This is a genomic window from Pseudomonas putida, from assembly GCF_005080685.1.
In the GTDB taxonomy this organism is placed as follows: domain Bacteria; phylum Pseudomonadota; class Gammaproteobacteria; order Pseudomonadales; family Pseudomonadaceae; genus Aquipseudomonas; species Aquipseudomonas putida_V.
On the sequence record NZ_CP039371.1, the window covers coordinates 1,002,915 to 1,015,325 of the forward strand.

A 12,411-nucleotide genomic window follows, 5' to 3' on the forward strand; every position below is an offset into this window, starting at 1 on the left:
GAAAGTTCAGTCGAAAGGGTAGTTCACACGTGCCTTGCGGCAATCGGTCGCCTTCCAAGCGAGGGGCATGGCCCTTTAACTGCATGGCAAAAGCGTCACAGCCGTGACGCACAATCCTTCATGTCGTATCGGGGAATCGGACATCGTGAACATCAAATGGGCTGAAAAGCTGCGCAAGGGCCTGCATGGCTCGGCCGACTCACTGGGCAACCTGTGCGTGGAAGCATTCCACTATCTGGCCTTGTTCGGCATCGGCGCGATCACCGCCTACGCGGCGGTAGTGACCTTTCTCGACATGCTCGGCAAGGGCGGGATCAGCGTCGATGACATCCTGCTGCTGTTCATCTACCTCGAGCTGGGTGCGATGGTGGGCATCTACTTCAAGACCAACCACATGCCGATCCGCTTCCTGCTGTACGTGGCGATCACCGCGCTGACGCGCCTGTTGATCGGTGACGTGTCGCACCACAAGGCGCCGGACGAAGGCCTGCTTTACCTGTGCGGTGGCATTCTGCTCCTGGCGTTCTCGATCCTGGTGGTGCGCTACGCCTCGTACCGCTATCCCTCGACCAAGGTGCTCGATGCCAACGGCAAGGAAGTGGACGAGGGCAGGTGAGTGGTAGCTATGTAGTGCGGGCGGTGGCGTGCGCCGCTGTTCAATCTGGACCGACGCCGGTTGCGTGACAGAGGGTCGCGTAGACGGAGCGTCTTCAATCTGGAGAGATCAGCATGCGTTATGAAACCGAAGCCGTCCGCGCCTACCTGCACGAAGCGCTGGGGCCCCACGGAATTGACCCGGACACCGTGCATGTCAACGAAATCGCCTATGTCGTCGACAGGGAGGTGGTGCGCACGCGCACGTTGCTCGAGGAATCGCTGCATTGGCTGGAGCAGGGCGAGGAGCCTACCTACGACATAGGGCTGATAGGGCTGTTCCATCGCCCGGACACGTTCGAACCCGAGCACCGTGTCGAGGGCCTGCGCCTGCAGGACATCGAACGGATGATCGGGCGAATGCTGCTGGCGCTGCGCTGAGCTCAGTTAGCCACGGCGACAGCGGCGAATGGCTTGCCTTCGTGGCGGACATCGCCGGTCAGGGCGGCCAGCACCTGTAGGGGGTTCTGGCCGTGCTCGATGGCCAGGCCCAGGCGGATGCTGTCGATCACCCTCTGCAGGCGCGCCGGGTCGTTGCGTTGGCTCTGGCTGATCAAGCGCTTGGCAACCACGCCGGCATCATCGGAGAGGGTCAGCATGATGCTGCCGTCCAGGCGTTCGATGCTCAGGTTCACGCGGTATTCGGGGGCGAAGGCGTCGCTGATCTGGTCGAATGGATTGTGCATGGTCGAAATCTGCAAATGAATGACTGCAGGGTTGACCGGCCAATCGACTGGTTGGTTCAGGTCCGTTGATCAATACCAACGAAAACGCCCGGCACAGGGCCGGGCGTCGAGGGGCGGGCGATCAGGCCTCCGGGTCGGTCAGTTCAAGGGCGCCGCGCTTGCTGCGCAGCTTGCCGTAGAAGTGTTCCAGAGCGTTGTTCAACTTGCTGGCGGCGCCGTCTACGGCCTGATCCAGCGAGCCTGCGGTGTGGGTGACGGAAATCGGCTGGTGGCCTTTGGGGCGAGCTTCGATCTGGCAGCGTTTGTCATGCGGGCCGGGCTTGGCGCCGTTCTCGTCGCGCAAGTGCACCTCAAGGCGGGTGAGGCTGTCGTCATAGCGCTCGAGTGTGCTTTCCAGCGTTGCGCGGACCCACTCGTTGAGCCGGATGTTGCCTTCGATATGGTTGCTGCTGTTGACCTGGATTTGCATGATTCAATCCTTATTCAGCTTGCTCGCAGAGAGGCGCGCCTAGGCCTTTGAGGGCCCTGATATTTCTGCGTCTCTTGACTCTAAGGTCAGGCAACGGCGGGACGAATTCAAGCCCCTTTTGAAAATAAATTTCCTGTTGCAAATAGCCCATTGCAAACCGTTGGGTCGCACAGGCTTTGCTTATGAGAATTCAAATCATTACTATTAGGGCCCGATTTTTACGAACCCCGCCATGAAAAGCAAAGCCGGCCCCTCACTGAGCTACCGCCTGGGCGTCACCTCACGCAGCCTGGCCGCTTTGTTCGGCGGTTACCTGCTGGCGTCCATGGCCAGCATCGCCATCACCTTGTTGGCGCCGATGAGCCGGGTCGACGCGACCATGACCGGCATGATGCTGTCGTTCGTGTTCTACCTGCTGGCCTTCATCTGGTGCTTCGCCTGCCGCAGTGCGTGGCGTGCCTGGCTTGGCGTGCTGCTGCCAAGCTTGCTGCTGGGGCTGGCGAGCGGGTTGGCCTACTGGATGAAGACACCATGAAGGAAGGCTTCCGCCAGGCCATGGCCTGGCTGCACACCTGGACCGGCCTGATCTTCGGTTGGTTGCTGTTCGCCATCTTCCTCACAGGTACGCTGTCGTATTTCAAGGAAGAGGTGAACCACTGGACCCACCCGGAAATCCGCCGCCATGCGCTCGACCCGCAGGCCAGCCTGGCGCTGGCCCAACGCTACCTCGAGCGCAATGCCGGGCATTCCGAGGGCTGGATGATTCGCTTGCCCAGCGAGCGCGACGCGGGCCTGAGCGTGGGCTGGCGCGACCCCGAGGGCGGGCGCCGTGGGTTCGTCCAGAAGGAACTCGACGCCAGCACCGGCGAGCCGGTCGAGGCGCGTGAAAGCCGGGGTGGCGAGTTCTTCTACCGCTTCCACTTCCAGTTGGAGATGCCGCACCCGTGGGGTCGCTGGCTGTCGACCTTCTGCGCCTTCATCATGCTGCTGGGCCTGGTCACGGGCATCATCACCCACAAGAAGATCTTCAAGGAATTCTTCACCTTCCGCCCTGGCAAGGGGCAGCGCTCCTGGCTGGATGGCCACAACGCCATCGGCGTGCTGGTGCTGCCGTTCCACCTGATGATCAGCTACAGCAGCCTGGTGCTGTTCATGTACATGGTCATGCCGGCCAGCATCCTGGCCAGCTATGGCGGCAATACCGGGGGGTACTTCAGTGAGGTGTTCGGCCGCGACGAAGCGCCCAAGTCGGCCAATGTCGCAACGCCAATGGTGCCGCTGGCCGGGCTCTATGAGCAGGTCCAGCGGTTGGCGCCAGGGGCGCGCATGGGTTACGTCCAGGTGCAGAACCCGGGCGATCGCAATGCCCGGGTCACCTTCAGCCAGTCGGCGGCCGACCATGTGCCCTACCGACGTAGCGCCAACTGGACATTCGACGGTGGCAGTGGCGCGATGCTGAGCCAGGGTGCGGCGGAGAGCGCCACCATGCTCACCAGTTTCAGTTTTGCCGGCCTGCACATGGGTAACTATGCCGGGCCATGGTTGCGCTGGCTGTACTTCGCCTTCGGCCTGGCCGGCACCGCGGTGATCGGCACCGGGCTGGTGATGTGGCTGGGCAAGCGCCAGCTCAAGCATGCCAAGAGCGAGCGACTGCCGGGCGAGTTGCGCCTGGTCGAGGTGTTGAATATCGTCAGCATGAGTGGCCTGCTGCTGGGTGTGGCGACCTTCTTCTGGGCTAACCGCCTGTTGCCCAATGGGCTGGCGGGGCGCGCCGACTGGGAGGTGAACCTGTTCTTCCTGGCCTGGGCACTGTCGCTGGTGCACGCGGCGCTGCGTCCTGGGCGACGCGCCTGGGGCGAGCAGTTGGCGCTGGGCGCTGCGGCCTTTGCCTCGCTGCCGTTGCTCAACGGGTTGGTCACCGGGCAGGGCTTGAACCATTCGCTGCCGGCGGGTGACTGGGCCATGGCCGGCTTCGACCTGACTGCGCTGGCTGCCGGTGCGTTTCTCGCCTGGGCTGCCAGCAAGATGCTGCGCACTCCCAAGCCCAAGCGCGCACCCCGCGCAGTCCAGGCGGTGACTGAAGTGGCCGAGGTGAAATGATGCTGAGCGTTGCCCTGATCGGTTATGCGGGGTTCGCCGCCCTGTGCCTGGCCATGGAAAAACACGCCGCCGAGCTGCTCGGGCGCAAACCTGGCCATACGGCGCTGCGCGGTTTGCGCATCGGCGGCTGGGCGCTGCTGGTGCTGTCGCTGGTGCTGGCGGTGCAGGTGCGTGGCTGGGCCCACGGCCTGGTCGAGTGGATCGCGGTGTTGATGGCCGGGGCCACGCTCTGGGTGTTCGGCCTGCCGTATCAGCCTCGAGTGCTGCTGGGGCTTGCCGCTTTCAGCGTGGTGCTCGGCCCGCTGTTGGCCGTGTTTGGCGCGTAGCCGGTGAGCGAACCGGGCCACATCGCCGACACCGAGGCCGATAGCACGGGGGCGCGCGCGCGATTTCTCCAGGTATTCCTGGCCCAGCGGGCGCGCATGGAGGCGTTGGTCAGCCGCCGGGTCGGCTGCCGGGCGACCGCCTCGGACCTGGTCCAGGAGTTGTTCCTGCGCTTCTGGCGTCGCCCGAGGTCAAGGTCGAGGCGTTGGACACCTACCTGCTGCGCTGCGCGGGTAACCTGGCCATCGACCACCTGCGCAGTGAGGGCAGCCGCGAGCGCCTGGCAGAAGCGAGCTTGAGCGTGGAGGAAGGCGAGGTGGCCGGAGCGCCGGAGCATGCCCTGGAAGTCGAGGACGACCTGCAACGCATCGAGGCCGCCTTGCGTACCTTGCCGGAACGCACCCGGCAGATTTTCTTGCTCAACCGTGTGCACGGCTGCAAGTACGGCGAGATCGCCAAGGCCATGCAACTGTCCCAGAGCGCGGTGGAAAAGCATATGATGCGCGCCCTCGAAGCGTGCAAGGCGAGTGTCGCCGAGCCCGCCCCAGCACGCGGGCCAGGGAGCGCCAGACGATGAACCGCCAGCATGCCACCACCTCCGATCCATCCCAGGCAGCCTTGCATTGGCTGAGCCGGATCAACGAGCAGCCCGAGCAGGCACATAGCGCTGCGTTCAAGCGCTGGTTGCTGGCCGACCCGGCGCACCGGCAGGCCTACGCCGAAGCCCAGGCGCTGTGGCAGCGCAGCACCGGCCCGGCGACGCGCTTGGCCGAGCAGGAGCACGACAGCCTGCGTCCCTACCTCGAAGCCATGGCCAAGCCCCCGGCCCGGCGTGCCTGGCGCCAATGCGCCGGGGCGTTGGCTGCCGCGGCCTGTCTGGTGTTGGCGGTGGGCACGGGCGCTGGCTGGCACCCGCAGTACTGGTTGCAGGACCTGCAGGCCGACTACAGCAGCGGCGATAGCCTGCAGCAGGTGACCCTGGCCGATGCCTCGCAACTGACCCTGGATGCCGGCAGCGCCATCGCTGTCGACTTCGACCATGGCCAGCGTCGGGTACGGCTGCTGCGTGGCGCGGCGTTCTTCCACGTGACCCATACTGGCGCGCCATTCCTGGTGGAGGCGGGCGGGGGCGAGGTGCGGGTGCTCGGTACCCAGTTCGAGGTGCGCGAGCTGGGTGCTGCCACACACGTCACGGTGCGCAGCGGAAGGGTGGGGGTGACGCCGGCCGAGGGGCAGACCATGCGCGAGCTGACGGCCGATCAGCAAGTGGCGTACGCCCAGGGCCAGGCAGGCGACATCCAATCCGTGGACAGCGCCAGCCGGCTGGCCTGGCGCCAGGGCTGGCTGAATTACTACCAGGTGCCGCTGGCCCAAGTGCTCGACGACCTGCAGCGTTATTACCCTGGGCGGATCATGTTGCTCGACAGCGCGTTGGGCCAGCGCAAGGTCAGTGGCAGCTTCCCGACCGGCGAACCGTTGCAGGCGCTCGACTCGCTGGGCCAGGTGCTGGGCTTCTCGCGGCATACCGTGCTCGGGCGCCTGACCGTCATTCGCTAACCCTGCGACCCAAAAGGTCCCTTGTAGGAGCGGGTTCACCCGCGAACACCTGCGGAGCACGTGCCACGCAATGCGGCGTCTGCTTCGCGGGTAAACCCGCCCCTACAGAGGCCTGGCCACGGCAGGCAAAATAATTTTCATCACCGGGTGAGGTAACTGCAGGCGGCATCCGTGTAGTAGGTGAAAGTGCGATTCATTCGCAGCTATATCCCTCTCACAGGTCAGTGTCCATGAAGTTCACCTCGCGTTGCGTCCCCCTCTGGCTCGGTCTTTCCCTGTTCCCGGCGCTGATCGCCGCCCGCGGGTCAATGCCGCCGAGCTGTCGGCGGTGCATGTGTTCGCCCAGCCAAGCCAGCCCCTGGCCCAGGCGCTCAACGCGTTCAGCCAGGCCACCGGGCAGAGCGTGGTCTACACCCTGCAACTGCCGGTGTTCCAGGCCCCGGCGCTGAACGGCAGTTTCAGCGCCGAGCAGGCGTTGCAGCAGTTGCTGGGCAGTTCGGGCCTGACCTGGCGCCGCGTCGACGCCCACACCCTGACCCTGGAGCCACTGGACACCTCGGGTGCGCTCAACCTGCAGGCCACCACTGTCACCTCGCAGTTGGACAGCTACAGCTACCAGCCGCCAGCTACGGCTTCGATCATGCGTGGCCAGACCCGCACCCAGGAAGTACCCCAGGCGATCAACGTGGTCCCGGCCCAGGTGATCCGCGACCAGGCCCCGCGCAACCTCGACGACGCCCTGGCCAACGTCAGTGGCATCACCCAGGGCAACAACTTCGGCGGGACTTCCGACACGGTGATGAAGCGTGGTTTTGGCGACAACCGCGATGGCTCGATCATGCGCGACGGCATGCCGCTGGTGCAGGGCCGCAGCCTCAATGCCAGCACCGAGCGGGTCGAGGTGCTCAAGGGGCCGGCCTCCTTGCTGTATGGCATCCAGGACCCGGGCGGGGTGATCAACGTGGTCAGCAAGCGCCCGCAACTGCAACAGTACACGGCGCTGAACCTGCGCGGCTCCACCTACGGCAGCGGCAAGAACGGCAGCGGCGGTGGCCTGGACAGCACCGGTGCGCTGGGCGATAGCCCGCTGGCCTACCGCCTGATCGTCGACCACGAGGACGAAGACTACTGGCGCAACTACGGGGTGCACCGCGAGTCGATGGTGGCGCCGTCGTTGGCCTGGCTCGGCGAGGACACCCAGGTGGTGCTGGCCTACGAGCACCGTGAATTCCTCTATCCCTTCGACCGCGGCACGGCCTTCGGCAACAACGGCCACCCGCTGAACATCCCGGCGACGCGGCGCCTGGACGAGCCGTTCAACGACATGGAAGGGCGTTCGGACCTGTACCGCCTGGAGGTCGATCACCCGTTGAGCGACGACTGGAAGCTGCATGCTGGCTATAGCTTCAACCGCGAGACCTACGATGCCAGCCAGGTCCGTGTGACCGGTGTCGACGAAGCCACCGGTACGCTGTCACGCAGCATCGATGGCACGCACAACGCCATGAGCCGCGACCAGTTCGTCACCGTCAGCCTCGATGGCAGCCTGGAGCTGGCCGGGATGCGCCATGACCTGCTGCTCGGGGTCGACCACGAGGATCGCAAGATCTACCGGGGCGACCTGATCCGCCAGACCGCGCAGTCGACCTTCAGCTACCTGAACCCGGTGTACGGCCAGGAAGTCGAGGGCACCAACGTGCGCGCCAGCGACAGCGACCAGACCGACAAGCTGCGCACCGAGTCGGTGTTCGTGCAGGACGCGCTGCACCTGGACGAGCACTGGATCCTGGTGGTCGGTGCGCGCTTCCAGCAGTACGACCAGTACGCCGGTCGTGGCCGCCCGTTCAAGGCCAACACCGACATCGACGGCCAGACCTGGGTGCCGCATGCAGGCGTCGTGTACCAGGTCGATGACCAGTTGTCGTTCTACGGCAGCTACAGCGAGTCGTTCAAGCCCAACTCGACCATCGCCCCGCTGACCGGGGGCGTGACGATCGATTCGTCGATTGCGCCGGAGGAGGGCAAGTCGTGGGAGCTGGGCGCCAAGCTCGACATGCCTGGCCAGCTTACCGGGACGCTGGCACTGTTCGACATCACCAAGCGCAACGTGCTGGTGTCCAACTACGACAGCACTGCGGGCGAGACGGTGTACAGCAATGCCGGCGAAGTCAGCTCACGGGGTGTCGAGCTCGACCTGACCGGCCAGTTGACCGACCGCTGGAGCCTGATCGGCAGCTATGCCTTTACCGATGCGAAGGTGACCAAGGACCCGGACCTGAAGGGTAACCGCCTGCAGAACGTGGCCAGGCACAGCGGGTCGTTGTCGGCGGTGTACGATTTCGGCAGCCTGTTCGGCGGCGACCGCCTGCGCTTCGGTGCAGGAGCACGTTACGTAGGCAAGCGCGCAGGTAACTCCACCAATACCTTCGACCTGCCCAGCTACACCGTGGCGGATGCCTTCGCCAGCTATGAGACCAAGCTCGAGGAGCACAACGTGCGCTTGCAACTGAACGTGAAGAACCTGTTCGACAAGGTGTACTACAGCTCGGCGGTGAACCAGTATTTCGTCGCCATCGGCGATGCGCGGCAGGTGAGCCTGTCGAGTACGTTCGAGTTCTGAGCTGCCGCGAAGAGGCCGTCAGCTACCCGCGAATGCCAAGCGATACTCGCCAGGCGTCGCCCCGACCGCCTGGCGAAATCGATTACTGAAATGGCTGGCACTGGCGAACCCGCAGGCCAGGGCCACCTGCCCCAACGGCAGGTCGCCCAGGCGCAGCAACCGGCACGCCCGGTGCAACCGGCGCGCCAGCAGGTACTGGTGCGGCGGCAAGCCGAAGCTTGCGCGAAACATGCGGGCGAAGTGGTATTCCGACAGGTTGCAACGCAGCGCCAGCTCGCCGAGGGTGATCGGCTGGTCCAGATGCGCTTCGATGTAGTCGACCAGCTGCCGACGCAGGCTCGGCGCCAACCCGCCTTTCAAACGCAAGCCTTGGCGTAGGCCGACCTGGCTGAGCACGGCATGGTCGACGATCTCGTGCGCCAGGCTGCTGGCCAGCAGGCGTTCGCCGGGCTCGTCCCAGGCCAGGGCGATCAGCTGGCGAAAGCGCAGCGATTGTCGGGGGGCGTCGAGGAAGGTCGCTTCCTGCAATTGCAGCTCCCGCGGCTCGCGGTCGAGCAGGCGCACGCAGCCCAGGGCGAATTGCGCCTCGCTGATGTACAGGTGGGCCAGGCGGATCGGCCCGTTGACCACCCAGTTCGACTCATGGCCTGCCGGCATGATGCACAGTTTGTCGGGCGCGCCCTTTTCGGAGGGGCGTTGGCGGCGAAAGGTGCCGGTGCCGTCGGCGATGTAGCACGACAGCGTGTGGTGACTCGGCGCCTGGTAGTCGCGGGCATCGTCGCGGTTGCTCCACAAGGCCGCAGCCAGGCCATCGCCCAGGTGTGCGCTCAGCTCCAGCCGGGCGTGGGGCGAGGCGTGCATGGCGTTGAACACTTGCAGCTGGGTCAATGGGGTCATGGGCGATTCCTCTGACCGCTATCGTACTGCGCTTGGGCGTGGTTGGCAGCGGGGCGCGGTGGATAAGCGCAAGTTTATGCAAGCGCGGGGGTGGTGGCGGATGAACACTGGTGGGGCTGGCGAGGGCTGCGCCCTCGAATCGCTGGCAAGCCAGCTCCTACCGGGCACCGCATTCAAGGACCACTGTCATGAACCTCTCGCTTTACCTGCTCACCGTTGTTATCTGGGGGACCACCTGGATTGCCCTGAAACTGCAACTGGGAGTGGTCGCCATCCCGGTATCCATCGCCTACCGATTCGCCCTGGCTGGCCTGGTGCTGTTCGCCATCCTGTTGCTGACCCGCCGCCTGCAGCCGATGCACCGGCGCGGCCATCTGATCTGCCTGGCCCAGGGGTTGTGCCTGTTCTGCGTCAACTTCATGTGTTTTCTCACCGCCAGCCAGTGGATCGCCAGCGGCCTGATCGCCGTGGTGTTTTCCACCGCGACACTGTGGAATGCGCTGAACGCTCGGGTGTTCTTCGGCCAGAAGATCGCCAGCAACGTCCTCGGCGGCGGGGCAATGGGCCTGCTCGGGCTCGGCCTGCTGTTCTGGCCGGAGCTGTCGCACCACACCGCCAGCCGCGAAACCTTGTACGGCCTGGGCCTGGCACTGCTCGGTACGCTGTGCTTCTCGGCCGGCAACATGCTGTCGAGCATGCAGCAGAAAGCCGGCCTCAAACCCATGACCACCAACGCCTGGGGCATGCTCTACGGGGCCGCCATGCTGGGGCTGTACTGCCTGTTCAGCGGCATCCCGTTCACCATGGACTGGAGCGCCCGCTACCTGGGTTCGTTGATGTACCTGGTGATCCCTGGCTCGGTGATCGGCTTCACTGCGTACCTGACCCTGGTCGGGCGAATGGGGCCTGAGCGGGCGGCCTACTGCACGGTGTTGTTCCCATTGGTGGCGCTGAACGTGTCGGCCTATGCCGAAGGCTATCAGTGGACGCCACCGGCGTTGTTGGGTTTGCTGGCGGTGATGGCGGGTAACGTGCTGGTGTTTCGCAAGCCACGGGTTCAACCCATTCAGGCCATTGCACGTTAAGCTGATCGACACAACTGGTAAAACTGCTAGATGCGCATGTGTGACGTCGAAGTAGACTCCTCTGGATCGGCTAGCCGAGGAGTCAGAATGTCATCGTGGGATCAACCCCTCACGGGGAAGCAGGCCTGGTTGTTCTGCTGTGCAGTTCTAACGCTGCATGTGACACCGCTGCTGATGGCTGATATGCCAATGCTTGACGACATTGCTCGTCAACATGGTGCATTCAATGATTGGATGCTGGTCGGCCGCCCATTGATAGTCGTGCTCAATGCGGTACTCGGGTTCGGGCCAGGAGCGGTGAACATTTACCCGTTACCGTTGTTGCTTGCCGTAGTGGTCACTAGCGCTCCCTAATCCGACTGGTTCAGCACTGGTTCAGGGTGCCAACGTTCAGCTCCATACTGGTTGTACTCCCTCTCTGGTTGCAGCCATTTTTTCTGCAGAACCTGTCCTATCAATATGATGGTGCTGGGATGGCGCTGTCATTGGCTTGCGCGATTTGGGCAATGACCCTGGACGTTGAGCGCCGTAAATACTGGTTGGCAGGTGCAGTGATGATTGCTGCAGGCGCGGCACTGTACCAGCCGAGCGTGAGCGTGGCGGCAGGCTTGTGTGGTATCGAGGTCATACGGCAAGTCATGGCCGGAAAGCGTCTTGTACCACTGATCCGTTTCGCCCTGGTGCGCTTGGGTCAGTTGATGGCGGGTACACTCCTGTTCTTTCTGAGTTGCTCATGGATGGTGGCGAGTCGAGAGCGGTCCAGCCTTCTGGTTCTTGACGGGCAATGGCTCGGAGAAATGCGTCGTCGCCTTGCGCTGACGACGAAGATGGTCGACTTGCTACTCACACCATGGATTAGCTGGTTATGTCTAGGCCTGTTGGCCATTGTCCTTATAGGCCTGCGGCGGGAAACGCTGCAGCTATGGCGCCGTCCTTACCCTGCTGGCGAGCGCTTAGGCTTGGGGGCTGTACTGTGGTTGACGATACCTTTGATCGTGGCGTGCATCCCCGGCATCCTCTTATTTTTGGCGGACTTCGATCTCACGCCTTGTACCGCTATGGGGCTGGGAGTGGTGCTAGCAATGGCGTTTTTTTTCGTGCATGGCGCATTGGCCACTTCGCCGCGCTTGCGCATGGGGGTTCTGATCTTGGCACTGTTGCCCATGCTTACGCTTTCGTTTGCGTATGGGCGTGTACTGGTGTGGCAAAAAACGTTACACCAGTCGATCACTCAGTCATTGGCCTATGACATCTCATCACAGCCAGCGATAGCGGAAGCGAAGCGGTACTACGTGCTTGGCTTCTGGCAGGACCGGCTCTGGGTGCCAGCAGCTTCGGGGAGCTTGAGTCATATGCCGGTCATTGAGCTTCTTGATCCATCCTGGTACGTGCTCCTTCCGGAAATGTTGCTGGAGGAAGGGGTCGAGGGCGCGCAGGTCCGTTATCAGCGACCACCCCTCAATCGTGAGCAAGTTCGAGATCAAGCCCCGACCCCGCTGCTCACCCGTAAACTTTATGACATCCACCGTGTCGGTAATGACGCTTATGTCCTGATCAAATTGCCGCAAGGAACCGGTATTGCAAACGAGTACTCCAGTGCGAAGCTTCGTGCGCTACGGTTTGGTTGGAGTTGGTAACACATTGCTGCACTGGTCGGTGTTTCTAGGATCGAAAAGACTTGGGTGTAGCAAGCCCAGGATGCTGGCACCGGTGTAGGGAAAACAAAGATGACCTCACCGCGCAACTGGTAGAACTGCCAGGTGCGCTGCATGGTATGAAGGGAGAGACTGGGCGGCATTCACGCTGCTCGGAGCCGAAAGGATGCAGGTACCCCAGTTACAACACGGAGCGTTGTCACAGCGCCAACTTCGGTTGCTGTTTCTGGGAGCCTTGACCTTACACGTTCTGCTCGTTGCGGTGGGTGACTCCCCCTACATGGATGACATATGGCGCTCGTTGGTAGCCGACAGAGTCCAAAGCGAGGCGGATTCCTGGACCCATATAGTCGATGGCGAAGGG

General features: G+C 63.5%; 12 protein-coding genes and 1 pseudogene. 10 read left to right on the forward strand and 3 right to left on the reverse strand.

Translation table 11 applies throughout. The features are described from left to right. Positions 1 to 145: 145 nt before the first annotated feature. On the forward strand, positions 146 to 616 hold the full coding sequence (locus E6B08_RS04965) for a phosphate-starvation-inducible protein PsiE (protein ID WP_136913000.1): 471 nt from the start codon (positions 146 to 148) through the stop codon (positions 614 to 616). A gap of 113 nt (positions 617 to 729) precedes the next feature. Continuing rightward, entirely contained in the window at positions 730 to 1,035 is a 306-nt protein-coding gene (locus E6B08_RS04970; protein WP_136913001.1) for a hypothetical protein, read from the forward strand. Between the two features lie 2 nt (positions 1,036 to 1,037). On the opposite strand, the gene E6B08_RS04975 is transcribed toward E6B08_RS04970, so the two are convergent. Further along, the gene (locus E6B08_RS04975; RefSeq protein WP_136913002.1) at positions 1,038 to 1,340 is read right to left on the reverse strand and encodes a DUF3509 domain-containing protein; all 303 of its coding nucleotides are present in this window, start codon (positions 1,338 to 1,340) and stop codon (positions 1,038 to 1,040) included. A gap of 121 nt (positions 1,341 to 1,461) precedes the next feature. Then, positions 1,462 to 1,809, reverse strand: a complete 348-nt coding sequence (locus E6B08_RS04980) for an HPF/RaiA family ribosome-associated protein (RefSeq protein ID WP_136913003.1) — start codon at positions 1,807 to 1,809, stop codon at positions 1,462 to 1,464. Between the two features lie 232 nt (positions 1,810 to 2,041). Here E6B08_RS04980 and E6B08_RS04985 point away from each other — a divergent pair, with 232 nt between their 5' ends. From E6B08_RS04985 to E6B08_RS05010, 6 genes and pseudogenes are all read left to right on the forward strand, one after another. Then, positions 2,042 to 2,344 carry a DUF3649 domain-containing protein gene (locus E6B08_RS04985; RefSeq protein ID WP_136913004.1) on the forward strand — a complete coding sequence of 101 codons (303 nt, stop codon included), beginning with the start codon at positions 2,042 to 2,044 and terminating at the stop codon, positions 2,342 to 2,344. Beyond that, positions 2,341 to 3,909 carry a PepSY-associated TM helix domain-containing protein gene (locus E6B08_RS04990; RefSeq protein ID WP_136913005.1) on the forward strand — a complete coding sequence of 523 codons (1,569 nt, stop codon included), beginning with the start codon at positions 2,341 to 2,343 and terminating at the stop codon, positions 3,907 to 3,909. The genes E6B08_RS04985 and E6B08_RS04990 overlap by 4 nt, the downstream gene beginning before the upstream one ends. Further along, positions 3,909 to 4,235, forward strand: a complete 327-nt coding sequence (locus E6B08_RS04995; RefSeq protein WP_136917328.1) for a DUF3325 domain-containing protein — start codon at positions 3,909 to 3,911, stop codon at positions 4,233 to 4,235. The genes E6B08_RS04990 and E6B08_RS04995 overlap by 1 nt, the downstream gene beginning before the upstream one ends. A 3-nt stretch (positions 4,236 to 4,238) precedes the next feature. Beyond that, positions 4,239 to 4,810: pseudogene (locus tag E6B08_RS05000) on the forward strand (RNA polymerase sigma factor). After that, a complete protein-coding gene (locus tag E6B08_RS05005; protein WP_136913006.1) occupies positions 4,807 to 5,790 on the forward strand; it encodes a FecR family protein in 984 nt (327 codons plus the stop codon). Before E6B08_RS05000 ends, E6B08_RS05005 begins: the two are co-directional and overlap by 4 nt. A gap of 319 nt (positions 5,791 to 6,109) precedes the next feature. Next, positions 6,110 to 8,410, forward strand: a complete 2,301-nt coding sequence (locus tag E6B08_RS05010) for a TonB-dependent siderophore receptor (protein WP_238349342.1) — start codon at positions 6,110 to 6,112, stop codon at positions 8,408 to 8,410. 18 nt (positions 8,411 to 8,428) lie between these two features. Here E6B08_RS05010 and E6B08_RS05015 read toward each other — a convergent pair whose 3' ends face one another. Then, on the reverse strand, positions 8,429 to 9,307 hold the full coding sequence (locus E6B08_RS05015; protein ID WP_136913007.1) for a helix-turn-helix domain-containing protein: 879 nt from the start codon (positions 9,305 to 9,307) through the stop codon (positions 8,429 to 8,431). A gap of 188 nt (positions 9,308 to 9,495) precedes the next feature. Here E6B08_RS05015 and E6B08_RS05020 point away from each other — a divergent pair, with 188 nt between their 5' ends. Continuing rightward, positions 9,496 to 10,392: a DMT family transporter gene (locus tag E6B08_RS05020; RefSeq protein ID WP_136913008.1), complete on the forward strand. Its 897-nt coding sequence runs from the start codon at positions 9,496 to 9,498 to the stop codon at positions 10,390 to 10,392. Positions 10,393 to 10,772: 380 nt separating this feature from the next. Then, positions 10,773 to 12,029: a glucosyltransferase domain-containing protein gene (locus E6B08_RS05025; protein WP_192938618.1), complete on the forward strand. Its 1,257-nt coding sequence runs from the start codon at positions 10,773 to 10,775 to the stop codon at positions 12,027 to 12,029. The last annotated feature ends 382 nt before the right edge of the window (positions 12,030 to 12,411 follow it).